The 18,141-nt window shown below is 65.1% G+C and carries 19 protein-coding genes; 13 read left to right on the plus strand and 6 right to left on the minus strand.

The window, feature by feature from the left end:
- Positions 1-7 precede the first annotated feature (7 nt).
- The 5 genes from ACCQ07_RS14590 to ACCQ07_RS14610 all read left to right on the plus strand — a co-directional run bounded on the left by ACCQ07_RS14590 (position 8) and on the right by ACCQ07_RS14610 (position 4,994).
- Positions 8-649 carry a PepSY-associated TM helix domain-containing protein gene (locus ACCQ07_RS14590; protein WP_011348124.1) on the plus strand — a complete coding sequence of 214 codons (642 nt, stop codon included), beginning with the start codon at positions 8-10 and terminating at the stop codon, positions 647-649.
- A gap of 21 nt (positions 650-670) precedes the next feature.
- Positions 671-1,186, plus strand: a complete 516-nt coding sequence (locus tag ACCQ07_RS14595; protein ID WP_372363411.1) for a DUF2271 domain-containing protein — start codon at positions 671-673, stop codon at positions 1,184-1,186.
- Between the two features lie 181 nt (positions 1,187-1,367).
- Positions 1,368-2,171 carry a DUF4198 domain-containing protein gene (locus ACCQ07_RS14600; RefSeq protein ID WP_005913323.1) on the plus strand — a complete coding sequence of 268 codons (804 nt, stop codon included), beginning with the start codon at positions 1,368-1,370 and terminating at the stop codon, positions 2,169-2,171.
- 67 nt (positions 2,172-2,238) lie between these two features.
- Complete coding sequence (locus ACCQ07_RS14605) at positions 2,239-3,213, plus strand: FAD:protein FMN transferase (RefSeq protein WP_005913324.1); 975 nt, start codon at positions 2,239-2,241, stop codon at positions 3,211-3,213.
- A complete protein-coding gene (locus ACCQ07_RS14610) occupies positions 3,210-4,994 on the plus strand; it encodes a flavodoxin domain-containing protein (RefSeq protein ID WP_372164089.1) in 1,785 nt (594 codons plus the stop codon). The genes ACCQ07_RS14605 and ACCQ07_RS14610 overlap by 4 nt, the downstream gene beginning before the upstream one ends.
- A gap of 170 nt (positions 4,995-5,164) precedes the next feature.
- Here ACCQ07_RS14610 and xopAW read toward each other — a convergent pair whose 3' ends face one another.
- The 3 genes from xopAW to ACCQ07_RS14625 all read right to left on the minus strand — a co-directional run bounded on the left by xopAW (position 5,165) and on the right by ACCQ07_RS14625 (position 7,632).
- Positions 5,165-5,830, minus strand: coding sequence for an EF-hand domain-containing protein (xopAW, locus tag ACCQ07_RS14615; RefSeq protein ID WP_008572619.1), 666 nt, complete (start codon positions 5,828-5,830; stop codon positions 5,165-5,167).
- 154 nt (positions 5,831-5,984) lie between these two features.
- A complete protein-coding gene (locus ACCQ07_RS14620) occupies positions 5,985-6,830 on the minus strand; it encodes a HutD/Ves family protein (protein ID WP_127167415.1) in 846 nt (281 codons plus the stop codon).
- 427 nt (positions 6,831-7,257) lie between these two features.
- On the minus strand, positions 7,258-7,632 hold the full coding sequence (locus ACCQ07_RS14625; protein ID WP_008572623.1) for a ComEA family DNA-binding protein: 375 nt from the start codon (positions 7,630-7,632) through the stop codon (positions 7,258-7,260).
- Between the two features lie 157 nt (positions 7,633-7,789).
- Between ACCQ07_RS14625 and ACCQ07_RS14630 the strand changes: the two genes are divergently transcribed.
- From ACCQ07_RS14630 to murU, 4 genes are all read left to right on the plus strand, one after another.
- A complete protein-coding gene (locus ACCQ07_RS14630) occupies positions 7,790-9,283 on the plus strand; it encodes a M20 family metallopeptidase (protein ID WP_218555644.1) in 1,494 nt (497 codons plus the stop codon).
- Positions 9,284-9,790: 507 nt separating this feature from the next.
- On the plus strand, positions 9,791-10,063 hold the full coding sequence (locus ACCQ07_RS14635) for a GlsB/YeaQ/YmgE family stress response membrane protein (protein ID WP_005913344.1): 273 nt from the start codon (positions 9,791-9,793) through the stop codon (positions 10,061-10,063).
- Positions 10,064-10,120: 57 nt separating this feature from the next.
- A complete protein-coding gene (locus ACCQ07_RS14640; protein WP_005913345.1) occupies positions 10,121-11,140 on the plus strand; it encodes an aminoglycoside phosphotransferase family protein in 1,020 nt (339 codons plus the stop codon).
- Positions 11,137-11,850, plus strand: a complete 714-nt coding sequence (gene murU, locus ACCQ07_RS14645; protein WP_011348135.1) for an N-acetylmuramate alpha-1-phosphate uridylyltransferase MurU — start codon at positions 11,137-11,139, stop codon at positions 11,848-11,850. Before ACCQ07_RS14640 ends, murU begins: the two co-directional genes overlap by 4 nt.
- A 91-nt stretch (positions 11,851-11,941) precedes the next feature.
- Here murU and hda read toward each other — a convergent pair whose 3' ends face one another.
- From hda to ACCQ07_RS14660, 3 genes are read right to left on the minus strand one after another with little or no spacing between them, the layout of a single operon-like run.
- Positions 11,942-12,649 carry a DnaA regulatory inactivator Hda gene (hda, locus tag ACCQ07_RS14650; RefSeq protein WP_008572635.1) on the minus strand — a complete coding sequence of 236 codons (708 nt, stop codon included), beginning with the start codon at positions 12,647-12,649 and terminating at the stop codon, positions 11,942-11,944.
- Positions 12,646-13,812, minus strand: a complete 1,167-nt coding sequence (locus ACCQ07_RS14655) for an AI-2E family transporter (RefSeq protein WP_008572638.1) — start codon at positions 13,810-13,812, stop codon at positions 12,646-12,648. Before ACCQ07_RS14655 ends, hda begins: the two co-directional genes overlap by 4 nt.
- The gene (locus ACCQ07_RS14660; RefSeq protein ID WP_029819911.1) at positions 13,809-14,921 is read right to left on the minus strand and encodes a DUF2066 domain-containing protein; all 1,113 of its coding nucleotides are present in this window, start codon (positions 14,919-14,921) and stop codon (positions 13,809-13,811) included. The genes ACCQ07_RS14655 and ACCQ07_RS14660 overlap by 4 nt, the downstream gene beginning before the upstream one ends.
- Before the next feature lie 22 nt (positions 14,922-14,943).
- Between ACCQ07_RS14660 and purM the strand changes: the two genes are divergently transcribed.
- From purM to ACCQ07_RS14680, 4 genes are all read left to right on the plus strand, one after another.
- Positions 14,944-16,077 carry a phosphoribosylformylglycinamidine cyclo-ligase gene (gene purM / locus ACCQ07_RS14665; RefSeq protein ID WP_029819912.1) on the plus strand — a complete coding sequence of 378 codons (1,134 nt, stop codon included), beginning with the start codon at positions 14,944-14,946 and terminating at the stop codon, positions 16,075-16,077.
- Positions 16,078-16,089: 12 nt separating this feature from the next.
- The gene (locus ACCQ07_RS14670) at positions 16,090-16,554 is read left to right on the plus strand and encodes a hypothetical protein (RefSeq protein WP_218560248.1); all 465 of its coding nucleotides are present in this window, start codon (positions 16,090-16,092) and stop codon (positions 16,552-16,554) included.
- Positions 16,555-16,577: 23 nt separating this feature from the next.
- The gene (purN, locus tag ACCQ07_RS14675; protein ID WP_372363414.1) at positions 16,578-17,246 is read left to right on the plus strand and encodes a phosphoribosylglycinamide formyltransferase; all 669 of its coding nucleotides are present in this window, start codon (positions 16,578-16,580) and stop codon (positions 17,244-17,246) included.
- 66 nt (positions 17,247-17,312) lie between these two features.
- Complete coding sequence (locus ACCQ07_RS14680; protein ID WP_008572646.1) at positions 17,313-18,140, plus strand: DUF3108 domain-containing protein; 828 nt, start codon at positions 17,313-17,315, stop codon at positions 18,138-18,140.
- The last annotated feature ends 1 nt before the right edge of the window (position 18,141 follow it).

Consider the following 18,141-nt stretch of genomic DNA (forward strand, 5'->3'; position numbering starts at 1 on the left):
GCGCAGCATGTCCACCTCAGACCACGCTCACCTCGCCAGCGCGCAGCAACGTCGCGGTTTCTGGCTGCGCATGCTGCATCAGTGGCACTGGATCAGCTCGGCGTTGTGCCTGATCGGCATGCTGCTGTTTACGGTCACCGGGCTGACCTTGAATCACGCCGCGCGCATCGAAGCCAGCCCATCGACCGAGCAACGCACGCTGACGCTGCCGCCTGCCCTGCTGCACACGCTGGGCAAGCGGCAGGACGGCAATGCACCGCTGCCGCCCCGTGTGGCGCAATGGTTGGCGCGCCAGCTCGACATCAGCATCGGCGCACGCAACGGAGAATGGTCGGCCGACGAGGTGTATGTCGCACTGCCCCGCCCAGGCGGCGATGCGTGGCTGAGCCTGGACCGTACAACGGGTGCAATCGAATACGAGCGCACATCGCGTGGCTGGGTGGCCTATCTCAACGATCTGCATAAAGGCCGCAACGCCGGGCCGGCCTGGGGCTGGTTCATCGATGTCTTTGCGATCGCCTGCCTGGTGTTCTGCATCACCGGCCTGTTTCTTCTTCACTTGCATGCACGGCAGCGACACATGACCTGGCCGCTGGTCGGCCTGGGCCTGCTGATTCCGCTGTTGCTTGCCCTGCTGTTGGTCCACTGAATCCTTCTACCGGAGACGATCATGCGCGCCACATTGACCATCGCCCTGAGCGGCCTGCTCGCCATGCCGGCATATGCGGCCACGCTCGACATCAACGTCGAAATCCCCAAGCTCAACGTCGCCGAATACCACCGCCCGTATGTCGCGATCTGGCTGGAAGGTGCCGATCAGAAGGTCGCCGCCAATCTGGCGGTCTGGTATCAATCCAGGGACACCGCCGAAGGCCACGGCACCAAATGGCTGCCGGATCTGCGCCAGTGGTGGCGCAAGAGCGGCCGCACCCTGAGCGTGCCGGTCGACGGCGTCACCGGCCCCACCCGGCCGGCCGGCGCGCATGCGCTATCGTTCTCCGACACCAAGGACGCATTGAAGTCGCTGCCGGCTGGGCAATACACGCTGGTGGTGGAAGCCGCACGCGAAGTTGGCGGCCGCGAGCTGGTCAAGGTGCCTTTCACCTGGCCGGCGACCTCCGCGCAGACAGCCAAAGCCAGCGGCAGCAGCGAGCTCGGTGCGATCAGCCTGGTTGCAAAGCCCTGAACGCTGCGCTGGCGTTGACGGTGCTCTCCAGCACGTCGATGTTTCCGCAGGTCACACCTGCCGCATGGCGGCAATGCGTGTTGCTTCACACCCGGCGCTTTCCACGCATGTAGACAGCGTTGCAGTCTCGCCCTGATCCCACATGCGTCCCATCGTTGTCATCGTCTTTCAAGGAGTCGTCATGAAACGCTCGCTCGTCCTGATTAGCCTGCTTGCCAGCCTGCCGCTCAGCGCACTTGCTCATAAGGCCTGGTTGCTGCCGTCGCAGACCGTCATCGCTGGCGACGCGCCGTGGATCACCGTGGATGCTGCAGTGTCCAACGATCTGTTCTACTTCAACCACGTGCCGCTGCGACTGGATAACCTGAGCATCACCGCCCCCGATGGCAGTGCGCTCACGCCGGAGAACCCGGCGACCGGCAAGTACCGCAGCGTGTTCGACCTGCAGCTCACCCAGCCCGGCACCTACAAGCTGGCCATCGTCAATGCAGGCCTGTTCGCCAGCTGGAAGGAAGACGGCAAGCCCAAGCGTTGGCGTGGCGACGAAACCCGCTTCGCCACCGAGGTGCCGAAGAACGCGCAGGATTTACAGGTCTCGCAGTCCTTCAATCGGGTGGAGACCTTCGTCACCCGCGGTGCGCCGACCACCACGGTCTTCAAGCCCGCCGGCAAGGGCATCGAGTTGATTCCGGTGACCCATCCCAACGATCTGGTTGCCGGCGAACCCGCGCAGTTCACCCTGCAGCTGGACGGCAAACCGGCCGCCGGGCTGGAGATCGACATCGTGCGCGGCGGCACCCGTTACCGGAATGCGCAAAACGAGATCAAGCTCAAGACCGATGCCAAGGGTGGCTTCAGCGTGACCTGGCCGGAAGCCGGCATGTATTGGCTGGAAACCACCAGCGAAGACACAACGACCTCGCTGCCGCAGGCCAAGCAACGTCGCCTGGGCTATGTCGCCACGCTGGAAGTGCTGCCGCAGTAATCTGCCGGCACGCGGCAGGAGCGCACGCAACGTGCATCCTGCCGCCCCATCTTCATAAGACCCGTCCATGCCCGCATCGTCTTCCGCCGACCACGCCATTGCCACGCTCGGCGGCCGCAGCATGGGCACCACCTGGAGCGTGAAGCTGGTGGCACCGCGCGGACGCGATCTGCACCCCTTGCATGCGTGCATCCAGGCCGCGCTGGATCGCGTGGTCGCGCAGATGAGTACCTGGGAGGTCGATTCGGATATCAGCCGTTACAACCGCGCACCGGCGGGCAGCTGGCATCACCTACCCGACGAATTCCACGCAGTGCTGAGCGCAGCATTGGAGATCGCACAGGCCAGCGAGGGTGCCTTCGACCCCACCGTCGGTCCGATGGTCGAGCTGTGGGGCTTCGGCGCCGCCGGCGCGCGCCGGCGTGTGCCGGAAGCGCAGGCGATCGCATTGGCGAGCCTGCGTTGCGGCTGGCAACGCCTGCAGCTGGATGGCAAGCGTGTGCTGCAGCCAGGCGCAGTGGCACTGGATCTGTCCGGCATCGCCAAGGGCTTCGGTGTGGACTGTGTGCATCGCGCATTGCTGCAGTCGGGTATCGACAGTGCATTGATCGAGGTCGGCGGCGAATTGTTCGGCTACGGACGCAAGCCCGATACCAGCGTGTGGCGCGTGCTGGTCGAATCCGCCCCCGACGAAGACGCCGGCAGCGCACTACCACCACGCGTGCTGGCGCTGGACGGCCTGGCGGTCGCCACCTCCGGCGATCGCTGGCACCGCTTCGATGCCGACGGCACACGTTATACGCACACCTTCGACCCACGCACCGGCGCGCCCGTTCCGCATGCCCCTGCGGCGGTCACCGTACTCGCGCCCGATGCGATGCAGGCCGATGCCTGGGCCACCGCGATGACCGTGCTTGGCGTCGATGCCGGTCTTGCCCATGCACGCAAGGCGGAACTGGCCGTGCGATTCCTGGCACGCAAAGACGGCATCCTGCTCGAATCCATGAGCCCGGCATTCGAACGCCACCTGTCCGCGTCATGAGCAGCGCCACCTCACGCGTGTGGCTGGGCAACGGGCTGGTTCTGCTGGCGCTTGCGGTCATCGTCGGCTGGCTGGCCGGCCTGCATGAGGGCGCATGGTGGAGCCCACCCACGCCGCATCGTTGGCAACTGGCCACACTCGGCCTGGCGCTGTATCTGGGCCTGTGTGCGGTCGTGCTGCTGCGTGCCCGCAAGCGCGTCGGCGCACAACGCGCAGACGCCAGCGGCGTGTTGATCGTCTGGGCAAGCCAGACCGGTTTCGCGCGTGAGCTGGCGCAACGCAGCGTTGCCGCGCTGCAATCGGCTGGCGTCGGCGCGCATGCGCTGCCGATCGAAGCCGTCGATAGCGATCAACTCGCACGCGTGCCGCGGCTGCTGTGCATCGTCAGCACCACCGGCGAAGGCGATGCGCCCGACCATGCGCAGGCCGCCGAGCGCGCCTGGCGTGCCGACCACGCGCAGGATCTGACGGCGGTGCAGTACGCAGTGCTGGCGCTTGGCGACCGTGGTTACGCGCACTACTGCGCGTTCGGCCGACGCCTCGACGGTCGCCTGCAGGCGCGCGGCGCCACTCGCCTGTTCGAACGCATCGAGGTCGATAACGCTGACCCGAACGCCCTGCAGCACTGGCAACGCCGTCTGGCGGAACTGGCGCCCGCAATGGCGACGCAACCCGACTGGAGCCTGCCCACCTACACCACCTGGCAGCTACGCGAACGTGTCCACGTCAATCCCGGCAGTGTGGGTGCGCCGATTTACCGACTGCGCCTGACGCCATGCGATGGCGCGTTGCCGCAGTGGAGCGCAGGCGATATCGCGGAGATCGCACCGCGTCACACCCCGGATGCGGTCGAGTCCTGGCTGCGGCGTAACCACTACGATGGCGCGCAGCAGATCGACGGCCGCCCCCTGCGCGACTGGCTCGGCGGCGCGCAACTTCCCGTCGATACCGATGCCGCTCTCGGTATCGATGTGGATGCCGGTGCCAGCCTCAGAGCTAGTGCTAGTACTAGGGCTGGCGCCGATGCCGATGCCGATGCCGATGCCGATGCCGATGCCGAAGTCAGAATCGACCCAACTACGGGCACAGGTAAAGGCACTGATACAGCTACGGGAACAGCCACAGGCACAACTTCACCACTGGACGCAGATGCGTTGGTGCGCAGTTTGGTCACCCTGCCCCATCGCGACTATTCGCTTGCCTCCATCCCCGAGGAAGGCCATGCCGAACTGCTGGTGCGCGAGCATCGGCACGCCGACGGCAGCCTGGGGCTGGGTAGCGGCTGGCTCTGCGTCCATGCACAGATAGGCGCGCCCATCGCGCTGCGCTTGCGCAGCAACCCCGGCTTCCACCCGCCCGCACCCGACCAGCCGATGCTGCTGATCGGCAACGGCACCGGCATCGCCGGTCTGCGCGCGCATCTACGTGCACGCATCGCAGCCGGCGCGCGGCGCAACTGGCTGCTGTTCGGCGAACGCAATGCCGCGCACGACGCGCTGTATGCCGACGAGTTGCAGCAGTGGCACCAGGACGGCTGGATCGAACGCCTGGAGCTTGTCTACTCGCGCGATCAACCGCAGCCACCGCATTACGTCCAACACGCACTGGCCGCAGCCGCCGACCGCCTGCGTCATTGGATCGATCAAGATGCCTGTATCTACGTCTGCGGCAGCCTGCGCGGCATGGCACCCGAACTCGACCGCACATTGGATTGCATCCTCGGAGCCGATGTCAGCCAGGAACTGCTGGGCAGCGGGCGCTATCGCCGCGACGTGTACTGAACCATCGCACGCGGCACCGCCAAAAGCGCTCAACAAAGCGATTACGCAGATACCCGCAGCGCGTCTGCTGCTGAAATCCGCAATATCCCTGCTTGCGGTGGCTGCGCGCTAGACGCGCCGGTTGATCCAGGACCGCGCTCCGGCTTCCCCATTCTCTCTCGATCACCGCATTACGCTGCCAGATCGACCAGATTGCTCGTTGTCGCGCTGCCGCCAATGCTGCGGTACTGCCCCACGGCCATCTGCATCAACGCTGCATAGGCCTGCTGTGTGCCGTCGCTGCTGGATGCATCGGCCGATGACGGCGGTCGCGGCGGCGGATCGCGTGGCTGCATCGCTTCCTGCAGTTCCTGCAGACTCAGCGCCCCGCTCTTGTCGCTGTCGAGCAGGTCCAGCAGCTGCGTGCTCGACGCACTGTCGCCATTGACCAGCGTGCTCAATTCACCGCTGCTGACACTGTCGTCGCCATCGCTGTCCAGGCCGGCAAACAACGACTGCACATCCTGTCCTTGCTCACCCGGCGGTGGCGGAGGCGGCGGCAAGGCCTGCGCCAGTTCGCTCTCGCTGACGGTGCCGCCACCATCCTGATCGAGCATGCTCAGCAGCCCGTCGATGTCGATCTTGCTGTCGTCATTGCTATTGGACGACAGCGCGGTCGACAGCTCGGACGCGGTCAGGCTGCCATCGCTGTCACTATCGATGGATTTGAACAACTGCGTCAGCGGATTGGTTTTTTCCGCCTGTGCGGCGGATGCGGCGTTGCCGGTGGTCGCACTGCGGCTTGCATAGGACGTGTAGGCGGCGTAGCCGGCTCCGACCGAGCTGATGGTACTCATTGGTTTCCCCCTGGAATTGCCGGAACCACTCGCGGCGCCTGCACTGTTCCCTAGCCAGGTGGCACAGCGATGCCGTCGCTTGTCTGCGTTGACACGAATGCATCCGGGCGCGTGCCAGGAGGCGCGCCCTGCTCGCAGATACGTGAAGAAGGCCCTAGACCGGACTCACCCGAATCGCCAGCAATTCGCCGCCACCGTCGAGTACGTAACGGGTGCGCGTCGCTGCACTCAACCACGCGGTATCGCCAGCCGCCAACGGCGGCAAACCGCTGTCGCGCCCGAAACTGGCCTGGCCGGCAAGCAGATGAATCGCCCAGGCGCTACCTGGGTCGGCAAAGAACAACATGGTGCCGACCAGAGGACGATGCAGCAGCTCGGTCTGCAGCACATCGCGCCGCCACATCAGGTTGAAATCCTGGGTAGGACCGTCCAGCAGCACTGCCTCAACCGCCTCTTCGCCGGCAAATCGCACGCGTTGATAGGGCGGTACTAAGTCCACCCATCGCCTGCTGCCCGAAGCATTTGCAGCAAGGCGCTCACCAGCGCTCAACGATCCATCGACAGCAGCATGCTCGCCAACACTCTCTGCGCCACTCGCGTCTGAACCAACACCCTTCCAGGCACCCGCAGCGGTTTCGGTTTCGGCTCCGGCATTCTCGGCGCTGACGGTCACACGAGCGCTGGCAATGTCACTAGCACCGGTATGGATATGGGTTTCGGCTTTGGGTTTGGCTTTGGTTGCGGCTTGGACATCAGTATCGCCACCGCCGAACGTCAAACGCATGCCATGACCCCGAAGCAGCACCAACTCACGATCGATGCCCGGGAATGCCGAGAACGCGGCATCCTGCTCGATTTCGGCAATCGACAGCCGCAATGCCCATTGCGCTGTATCGCCCACACGCAGGATCTCCCGCGTCCAACCCAACTGATTGCGCCACCGCTCACGGCGGTACTCATTGGCCGGGATCACCCGGCTGCTCAGGTCTGTCAGCTGCATCGGCGCATTGTGCCTCAAGCTCACGCCCCGAGATCAGGCTGTATCTTGCCGCTTCGTCTGTCTTTATCGGCAAGACGTATAGCCAGTGACCTGAACATCAAGCGGCGGGCTGACGCCACGACCCATCGCAAGGCGGGCTCTACCAATACTTGGTACGCATGAGTCACTCGAACACTTGGAGGCTTTGAAGCAGTCCACTCAGCCTGAAGACTGCCCACCAAGTTTTGCTGTCCATTTCAAAACACCTTGGCGATGCGCGATCCCAAGATCTTCACAGGTCAAAACGAAAAACGCCCGGCTGCACATCCAAGTGCAACACCGGGCGATTCCACGTCCTTGTCGGCTTCCAGCCATCCCCCAGACATCCTGTCCAGTTAGGTTGCGGCCACGCATCCTCGCGTCGAACCGTATCTCGGATCCCTTCCCCTTAACGCCGTCCCACCGGTTTCACCGCCGCCCCCTTGGCAGCCTTCTTGGCTGGAGCCATCGTGGCTCCAACTTCGATCAGGTCGCGATTCCGTTCGACCGTCTTGAGTCCGATGCCCTTGACCAGTGCCAGTTCCTCGGCACTTTTGAAGGGACCGTTTGCCTGACGGTGCTCGACGATTGCCTCGGCTTTTGATCGCCCGACATTCATCAGCACCTTGTCCAATTCCTCAGCAGACGCGGTGTTGATATCGACCTTGTCGAGCGCATACGCATTCGAGGACAACAACAACGCCAGTAGCAGGGACTTCAGGACTACGGTAAATGACTTCATTGCAACGCTCCTTGTGGCTTGGGTGATGGTCCTAGCCAGCATTCCTGCCGGCGGAGCCAGTGTCCCGCGCCACATGCAGCAATCCTATCGCCAACGAACTTTTCACACAGCCGGTGAACTGCGCGCCGCCTTGTAGGGAAATACCTACCCCCCGAGGCGGGCGTAGAATGTGCGGCTACGTCACGCATTCGGAGCCTCCATGGACAGCGCCAAGATCGATCAATTCATCCGCGACACCTGGGACCGCGAGATCGTCCCGCAACTGGTCGATTACATCCGTATTCCCAACAAGTCGCCGATGTTCGATGCCGATTGGGTGGCCCACGGCTACATGGAGCAGGCGGTCGTGTTGATGGAGACCTGGGCGCGTGCGCAGGCCATCGACGGCATGCAAGTCGAGGTGGTGCGCCTGGAAGGCCGCACACCATTGATCTTCATCGAGATTCCGGCCACCGGCCCCGAGTCGGGCGAGGACACCGTGCTGCTGTACGGTCATCTGGATAAGCAGCCGGAGATGACCGGCTGGGACCCGGACCTGGGCCCCTGGGAGCCGGTGTTGCGCGACGACAAGTTGTACGGGCGTGGTGGCGCCGACGACGGCTATGCCATCTTCGGGTCGCTGGCCGCGATTCTGGCACTGCGCAACCAGGGCCTGCCGCATGCGCGCTGCGTGGTGTTGATCGAGGCCTGCGAGGAATCGGGCAGCTACGATCTACCGGCCTATGTAGACCATCTGGCCGAGCGCATCGGCAAGCCGTCGCTGGTGGTGTGCCTGGACTCGGGCTGCGGCAATTACGAACAGCTGTGGTGCACGACTTCGTTGCGCGGGCTGACCGGCGGCAACCTGACGGTCAAGGTGCTGGAAGAAGGCGTGCACTCGGGCGATGCTTCGGGCGTGGTGCCGTCCAGCTTCCGCCTGCTGCGCCAGCTTCTGTCCCGCATCGAAGACGAAACCACCGGCCGCATCCTGCTCGATGGCCTGCATGTGGAGGTGCCCGCCGAGCGGCTGACCCAAGCGAAGGCCGCCGCTGGCACATTGGATACCGCGATTTTCGACAAGTTCCCGATGGTCGATGGCCTGGTGCCGATGCACGAGGACCTCACCGAATTGGTGTTGAACCGCACCTGGCGCCCGGCGCTGTCGATTACCGGTGTGGATGGCATGCCGCCGCTGGCGTCGGCCGGCAACGTGCTGCGTCCGCAGACCGCGGTGAAACTGTCGCTGCGACTGCCGCCAACGGCTGACGGCAAGGCCTGCGGCGAGTTGCTCAAGACCGCGCTACTGCGCGACCCGCCCAATGGTGCGCAGGTGACGCTCGAACTGGAAAAGGCCTCGTCCGGCTGGAATGCACCGGCGATGGCACCATGGCTGGAGAAGGCGATCGACGACGCCAGCCAGGCTTTTTTCGACAAGCCGGCGATGTACATGGGCGAAGGCGGCTCGATCCCGTTCATGGGCATGCTTGGCGAGAAGTTTCCCGGCGCGCAGTTCATGATCACCGGCGTGCTCGGCCCGCATTCCAATGCGCATGGCCCCAACGAGTTCCTGCACATCCCGATGGGCAAGCGCGTGACTGCCTGCGTCTCGAAGGTGATTGCCGACCATCACGCCGCCTGCCTGCGCGGCGAAACCAGCGGCTCGCCGGTGGCGGCCGATAGCGGCACCCGTCATGGTGGGCATGGTTGCTGTTGAGTTGTGGCTTCATCGATGCGTGCGGTTGGCGCGCATCGATTTCATGAAAGGTGGGGCTGCGCTTTAAGTGGGGATGAGCGGGTGCGCCGTGGTCGTCGGGCTGACCCGCTTTGGCGCTCAGGCTTGCTGGCGCAACCTGGCCGCCGGGCTCCACGTACTGCCTGGACCGCATCCTTACCCGATTCCCTCTGCCGCTGGCAGAGGGGAGATCGGTTGTTTTTCTTCGGGACGTGCCTGGCGCGCATTGCCCAGCGCAGAACTGGCGTTCTTTGCACACCCAAGTCGGCAAGGGTTCCCGCAGGGGTTTGTTTATCGAAAGACGGCTTCTTTCTGAAGGAAGACAACTTCCCGGGAGTCACTGCCCGAACCATGAGCGCTTGGTAGCAGGAGCCGATGACCATGTCATGCTGAAGGCAGTGCATCGGCCCGCGCGCTCCAATGCTCGCTGCGTGAGGCAGCGACATCCGAAATGCTAGTCTGCCGATCCCGTCCACCTTCGGTGCTGCGATGAATCATCTGTTTGGTAGCGACAGCTGGCTCTACATTCTGCTGGTCGGTTTTGTGGTTGGGCTGCTGGCGCGTTTCATTACGCCGGGTACCCAACGTCTGGGCTGCCTGCTGACGATCGTGCTGGGCATTGCCGGTGCCGTGGTCGCCAGCTGGTTTGGCCGCTACATGGGGTGGTACCGCGCGGGCGAGCCGGCCGGTTTCCTTGGCGCGCTGCTCGGCGCGATTGCCATCCTGGCGTTGTTGCGGTTGTTCAGTGGCAGCAAGCGCTGAGCGTTTCACCGCGTTTCTGCCGCGTCTATCCATCACTCCACTACGCCTTCTCTCTTCATGACGTCACTTCATCCGGATCCTGCGCGCGATGCGCTTCGCCTGCATTGGGCACAACAAGCGCTCGACGATCCACATGCCTCGCTGCAGCGCGCATCAGTCGATGCGGGGTTTCGCAGCTACTGGCGCACGCGCGGGCGTGGCGTGGATCGCATCTTGATGGATGCACCGCCAAAGCTGGAAAACGTGGCGCCCTGGCTGCGCATGCATGCACTTCTGGGCGCCCATGGGGTACGCGTGCCTCAGGTGCTTGCACAGGATCTGGAAACGGGCTTTTTACTGCTAGAGGATCTGGGCGTTCCGACGCTGGCACAGGTGCTCACCGATGCCAACGCCGACGACTTGCTGGATGGCGCGATTGCCCAGCTGCTGCTGCTGCAAAGAATTCCCCCACCTGCCGATAGTGGCGTGTTTGGCGAGGCGCTGCTCCAACGCGATGCCGGCTTGTTCGAAGAATGGTTTTTAGGCCGCCACCTGGGCGTGCAGCTGGACTGCGCCCATGCCGAGCAGTTGCAATTGGTGCAGCGCCATCTGATGGACAACGCGCTGGCCCAGCCGCGCGTGTTCACCCACCGCGATTTCATGCCGCGCAATCTGATGCCGGTGCCCGATGGCCCGGCGGTGCTGGACTTCCAGGATTGCGTGATCGGCCCGATTGCCTACGACCCGATCAGCCTGTTCAAGGACACTTCGGTGAGCTGGCCGATCGCTCGCGTAGACAGCTGGCTGCAGCACTATCACGCACGTGCCGCAGCGGCTGGATTACCGGTGCCGCCGTTGGCGAAGTTCCTGCGCGATGCGGACTGGATGGGCGTGCAGCGCCATCTGAAAAACCTGGGGATTTTCTCGCGCCTGAGTCATCGCGATGGCAAGCATTGGTATCTGGACAATGTGCCGCGTTTCATGGCGTATCTGGACGAAGTGCTGCCGCGCTACGCCGAGCTTGCGCCGTTAATCGGCCTGCTTGACGCGGTGATCAAGCCCGCGCTGGCTGCGCGTGCCCAGCAGGCCACGGCATGAAGGCGCTGATCTTTGCGGCAGGATTCGGCGAGCGCATGCGCCCGCTGACAGAGCACACGCCCAAGCCACTGCTGTCCGTCGGTGGTGCGCCGTTGATCGTGTGGCATCTGCGCAAGTTGGCGGCGCTGGGCGTGGACGAGGCGGTGATCAATACCTCGTGGCTGGCCGAGCAGTTTCCGCAGCTGTTGGGAGACGGCAGCGCCTACGGTCTACGGCTGACCTATTCCTACGAAGGGACCACGCCGCTGGAAACCGGCGGCGGCATGTTGCATGCGCTGCCGCTATTAGGCGATGCGCCCTTTTTGCTGATCAACGGCGACATCTGGACGGACTTCGATTTTTCCCGTCTGCCGCAGGTACCCGCAGGACTTGCACAGCTGGTACTGGTCGACCGCCCCAGCTACGCAGCGCGCGCCGACTTCGCGCTGGATGCGGATGGCAAGGTGCGCGCAGATCTGCCCGCGACGCTCACCTATTCCGGCATTGGCATGTATCGACCAGCGCTGCTGCGCGATTGGCAATCGGTCATTGGCCAGTTGCCGGAACAGACTGGTACTGCGCCGCGCTTTGCGCTGGCGCCGATCCTGCGCGCAAAGATGGCGGAGGGCCTGATCGATGGCATCCACCACCCCGGACGCTGGACCGATGTCGGCACGCCGCAGCGGCTGGCCGCGCTGCAGGGGGAACTGGCGGGACCCGAGAAAAGCTGACGCGCCAGGGCGTGGGCATTACCTGCCGCCGATCCACCGCAGCGTATCCAACACACGGCACAACTGCACCGCGACCCGCTTCGCTTCTGCGTTATCCGGGTCCCGGCATCCCCGCTACCACACGCCGCAGAAATGGCACGGTGATGCGGCGTTTTGCGGCCAACGATTCGCGATCCAGACGATCCAGCAAGGCCACCAGCCCCGCCAGTTCGCGCTCGCTGTGGGTCAGCAGCCAGTCGATCGCCGCTTCGTCCAGCGCCAGGCCGCGACGCTGCGCGCGGTCGCGCAGTACTGCCCCGCGTGCCGCATCGTCGAGCACGGGCAACCCGATCCGAATGCATTGCGACAGCCGCGAACGCAGGTCCGGCAACACCAACGCCAGCCCATCGGGCATCTGTCGCGCGGTGTACAACAGCGTGATGCCGGCCGCGCGCGCGCGATTGTGGAAATCGAACAACGCCACTTCGTCGTCGCGTCGGCCGGCGATGCTTTCCACGCCATCCAGAGCGACCAGGCCGCGGCCTTCCAGCGCTTCGAGCGCATCGCGCAAGCGGCCGGCGGCCGCCTGCAGCGGCAGATACGCGGGAGTGCGCCCGGCCTGCTCGGCGGCGGCGCACAGCGACAGCGCCAGATGCGTCTTGCCGGTGCCGGCGGGGCCGGAGAGATACAACCAATCGCTCACATGCCCCGCAGCCAGCGCCTGCAACTGCGCAAGCAGGCCGTCGGGCGCGGCGATGTAACTGTCGAAACGCTGATCGGGTGGCGCGCGCAACGCCAGCGGCAACTGCGGAACACTCACGACCGGTCCGGGTCCTTGCTGGGGTCGATGATCACGCTGCGCTCGGGCGTGGACTGCAGCACGATGCCGGCGCGCTCGCCCGCATACAGATCGCTGCGCGTGTACTGCTCATGCGCATAGCGCAACAGCACGTTGGCCACTGCCGCGACCGGCAATGCCAGCAACATGCCGAGGAAGCCGAACAACTGGCCGCCGGCCATCACCGCGAAGATCACCGCCACCGGGTGCAGGCCGATCTTGTCGCCGACGATACGCGGCGTGAGCACATAGCTTTCCAGCAGCTGGCCCACCGTGAACACGACACCCACGCCGACCAGCAATTTCAGATCCAGCCCTTGCGCCTGCACGATGGCTGCCAGTAGCGCCAGCACGATGCCTGTGGTCGCGCCCAGGTACGGAATGAAGCTGATCAAGCCCGCGATGATGCCGATCAACAGGCCCAGGTTGAGCCCGATGATGGACATACCGGTGGCGTAAATCGCACCCAGCGCCAGCATCACCAGGAACTGGCCACGGATGAAGCCACCGAGCACGTCGTTGGATTCCTGTGCCAGGCGACTCACGGTACCAATGTAGGCGCGCGGGATGACGGCAGCCACGCGTTCGACCAGGCGATCCCAGTCGCGCAGGAAGTAGAACGCCAGGATCGGCAGCAGCGCCAGGTTGATCACCCAGGTCACCATCGCAAAGCCCGAGCGCGACACGTAGCCGAAGAGCGTCTTGGCGGCGCCACCGGCCTGTTCCCAATGGCTGCGGATCCAGTCGATCAAGCGCTCCGGATCCAGCCAGGCCATCAGCTGCATGCCGGTCTTGGCTTCCAGCCACGGGATGGCCGTGCCAATCGCCCAGTTGCGCATCTGCGGCAGCGCATCGATCAAGGTCATGATCTGGCGCTCGATCATCGGCACCAGAATCATCAGCGCCAGCACGAACAGCAGCGTCGCCAGCACGAAGACCAGCATCACCGCGACATTCCGCGAGCGTCCGGCACGTTCGATGCGATCCACCAGCGGGTCGCCCAGCCAGGCCAGCAACAGCGCCAGCACGAACGGGGTCAGGATCGGCGCCAGCAGCGAGACCACCCACAACACACCGACAATCACCGCCGCCCACTTGAGGCGACGCAGGAACAGGGCAATTTCGGCTTCGGGAGTCAAAGTCATTTCAGACGGTACTCGGCGTGCTCGTTTTCGAGAATGATCGGGCCTTCGGTCGGTACCGAGACCGAGACCAGCGGGCTGTTGTCGCCGAGCATACGGTTGAGGCCGGAAATACCCGTGAGCAATTCCAGGTCCAATTCCATCCGGTCGCCATTGGCGCTGACCGGGCGGATGCTGCGTACCACCGAGACGCCCTGCAGCGCGGCCGACACGCGCAGGTAGTCGTCGGCGCTGCTGATGCCGGTGATCACCACGCGGTAGACACCGGGCACGCCCGAATCCACCCGCTTGGCGTAGCGCTTGACCAGCGCATCGGCGGCGCCGTCGGCGCCGGCCGCCATGGCGCGGCGTGCATCGCCGTCGCTGCTGGTCCAGCTGGACAGCACATTGCCGTTGTCCACGAAGACCCAATCGGCAGTCCAGCCGGCGGCGTTGCGGTAGAGCTTGCCGATCAACTGCATCGGTGGGCTGTACTTGGCCGAGGCGCGCGACACCGCGGCGGTGTCCTTGCGCCAGATCGCGCCAGCCAGCGCCTGCTCGGCGGCGGCGCCGCTCGGCAGCCCGAGGCGGTAGCCACGTTCGATCGCACGGTCCAGCACGCTGCGCGCGGCATTGGCCTGGGCCACGCCAACCAGGCGTGGGCCGCTGCCATCGTCGATGGCCAACCACAGCACCGGCTTGGGCCGCGGCAAGGGCCACACCGGCAGGCCCAGCGCGGCGATCAGGCCATCCACATCCGATTGCCGGAAACGTGCCACCAGGGTCGTACGGAAGGTCGGCGCGCCGGTGCGCGAGGTGCCCTGATCCTGGCGGTAGTCGTAGTGTTCGACGTAGTTCGGCGCGTTGCGCAGCGCCTGCGGAACGCCGGGGCGGCTCATCACGGCGCGGTCGCCGGAGACCTTGCCCAGCACGGCGCCGAGCGCACGTGCCAGTGCGCCGGGGCGATCGGATTCGCTCTGGCTATTGACCGGCACTTCGGCGTCGTAGGCACTTTGCGCCTTGGCAACGTCGCCTTCGGTGCGCAGATCTGCTTGCGCAAAGGCCGGAGCGACGGGCATGGCGACCACGAGGGCGAGAAAGAAAGCGAGACTGCGGCGCATCGACGGTTCCATGACATAAGCGTATCCGGGTGAATTGTTGCCCGAATGGGGCGCTAGCGCCAACGTGGCTGCTAAAATCGCCGCCTTTACCGCCGAGCCACCCCCGCCCGTGACCAGCCAGACGCCTTCCAGCCCCTCGCCCATGACCTACCGCGACGCGGGGGTCGACATCGATGCCGGCAATGCATTGGTCGAACGCATCAAGCCGCTGGTCAAGCGCAGCTTCCGGCCCGAGGTCATGGGCGGCCTGGGTGGCTTCGGCGCGCTGTTCGACCTGTCCGGCAAGTACAAGGAGCCGGTGCTGGTCTCTGGCACCGACGGCGTGGGCACCAAGCTCAAGCTGGCTCAGCAATTGGGACGACACGACACCATCGGCATCGACCTGGTCGGCATGTGCGTCAACGACGTGCTGGTGCAGGGCGCAGAGCCGCTGTTCTTCCTGGATTACTTCGCCACCGGCAAGCTGGATGTGGACACCGCCGCGGCGGTGGTGGGCGGCATCGCGCGTGGCTGCGAGCTCTCCGGTTGCGCGCTGATCGGCGGCGAAACTGCCGAAATGCCCGACATGTACCCGCCGGGCGAATACGACCTGGCCGGTTTCACCGTGGGCGCGGTGGAAAAATCGCAGCTACTGGATGGCGCGCAGGTGCGCGACGGCGACGTGCTGATCGGCATCGCCTCCTCCGGCCCGCATTCCAACGGCTATTCGCTGATCCGCAAGATCTACGAGCGCGCCGGTGCGCCGGCCGAACACGTGCTGGACGATGGCACCAAGCTGATCGATGCGCTGATGGCGCCGACCGCGCTATACGTCAAGCCGGTGCTGGCCCTGCTCAAGGCGCATGGCGAGGCGATCCACGCCATGGCGCATATTACCGGCGGCGGGTTGACCGAGAACATCATCCGCGTCGTTCCGGACGGGCTGGGTCTGGACATCGACGCCACCGCCTGGACGCTGCCGCCGGTCTTTGCCTGGCTGCAGCGCGAAGGCGCGGTGGCCGATGCCGAAATGTGGCGCACCTTCAACTGCGGCATCGGCTTCGTGCTGATCGCCTCGCCCGAGCAGGCCGCCACGCTGGAGCAGGCGCTGGATGCGCAGTCGCTGGCGCACTGGCGCATCGGCCAGGTGGTGCCGGCGCATGGCGACGAGCGCGTGCGGATTGGCTGAGAGAAGACCTGCATGGACGCGTCCCCGATCGCCAGCCCTTCCACTGCCGCTGCCAGCGCCGAAGATCTGCAGCAGCTCAAGCTGCTGTCGATCTTCCACTACGTGCTGGCCGGCATCACCGGGTTGTTTTCGTTGTTTCCATTGATCCATCTGTTCATGGGCCTTGCCATCGTGACTGGCCATCTGCCCATGGAGAGCACCAGCCCGGACGCGCCGCCAATGGACCCGCGCTGGTTCGGCTGGTTTTTCGTGGTGTTCGCGGCAGCATTTATCTGCTGCGGCCTGACGCTGGCGGGGTTCATCGCCTATGCCGGCCGTTGCATCGCCCAGCGCAGGCGGCATCTGTTGTGCCTGATCGTGGCCGGCATCTCCTGCTCGTTCATGCCGTTCGGCACCGTCGTCGGTGTGTTTACGCTGGTGGTGCTGCTGCGTCCGCAGGTGAAGGCTCTGTTCGGTGCCGGCAACGCTGCGGTTTGAGACGTTTGTGAGCCTACTCTCCAATGCCCGCACCTGAGGCCCCATTGCGCCTGGCCGTGCTGGCCTCCGGCCGCGGCAGCAATCTGCAGGCCATCCTGGATGCGATCGCCAGCGGACGCCTGCATGCCGAGGTGGTCGGCGTATTTTCCGATCGCCCGCAGGCGCCAGCCTTGCAGAAGGTCGAGCCGGCGCGTCGCTGGAGCGCCAGCCCGCGCGATTTCGCCGACCGCGCCGCCTTCGATGCCGCGCTGGGCGATGCCATCGCCGCCACGCAGCCGGACTGGGTGATCTGCGCCGGCTATATGCGCATCCTGGGTGAGCCGTTGGTGCGCCGTTTCGCCGGGCGCACGCTCAACATCCACCCCTCGCTGCTACCCAAATACCGCGGCCTGCACACGCACGCGCGCGCGCTGGAAGCCGGCGATGCAGAGCATGGTGCCAGCGTGCATCTGGTGGTGCCGGAGCTGGATGCCGGCGCGGTGATCGCGCAGGCACGCGTGCCGGTCCTGCCCGGCGACAGTGCCGAACAACTGGCCACGCGGGTGCTGGCACGCGAGCACCCGCTGCTCCTGGCCACGCTGGAGCTGCTTGCCAGTGGCCGCGTCGCGGTGCACGGCGACACCGTGCTTGTCGACGGTCAGTGCCTGTTTACGCCACTGCGACTAGAGTCCGCAAACACCGCACTCTCCTGAATGCGGAAGACATCCCCCTCATCCCGTCTCGGACATCCTTGCGGCCTCCGTGCCCGCCACCAGCGCATGAACGTCATCCCGATCGCCGCCGCGCTGTTAACTGTCGCCTTGCTGACCGAGGCCGGCCCCGGCCGTGCGCAGCAGGCGCCCGCCGCGCCTGTGCCAGCGGCGCCCGTTCCGGTCACAACTCCAGGCGCCGCGCCGACACCGCCCGCAGCCCTGCCCGCCAGCACCTGGACCCCGCCGCCACTGGAACCGTTCGTGGCGACCTACCAGGCGTTCTACCGTGGCAAGGAAGCAGGCGATGCCACCATGCAGGTCAGCCACGGCGAGGGTAGCCAGTGGCGCATCGACATGTCGGTGCGTGGCCGCAAGGGCTTCGCGAGCATTCTCGGCTTGAACCTGGAACAGAGCACGGTGTTCCGCGTCGATGGCGATACCTATGTGCCGCTGAGCCAGAGCACGGTGCGCAAGGCGGTGTTCTTCGGCAAGAAGGTCACCGGTGTCTACAACTGGCAGGCCGGCACAGCGCAGTGGAACGGTGATCTGAAGGAAGATCGCCAGCAGCCGATCCCCTTGCAGCACGGCGACCAAAGCGCGTTGTCGCTGAACCTGTCGCTGATGCGCGACGCGCAACCCGGGCGCAACCTCAGCTATCGCTATGTCGACGTAGGCAAGGTGCGCAAATACGACTACCGCGCAGCCGACGCCACCGAGGTGGTGCAGGTGGGCGATCTGAGCTACGACGCGTTGCGCGTGTACCGCGTCAACGGTGGCGACAACGAAACCATCCTCTGGATCGCCAACGGGGTCCCCACCCCGGTGCGCATCCTCCAACGTGACAAAGGTGAGGATCAGGTCGATCTACGCCTGGTCGAATACCAAGGAGCCTGAT

The organism is Xanthomonas sp. NCPPB 3583 (genome assembly GCF_041475715.2).
Lineage (GTDB): Bacteria > Pseudomonadota > Gammaproteobacteria > Xanthomonadales > Xanthomonadaceae > Xanthomonas > Xanthomonas euvesicatoria.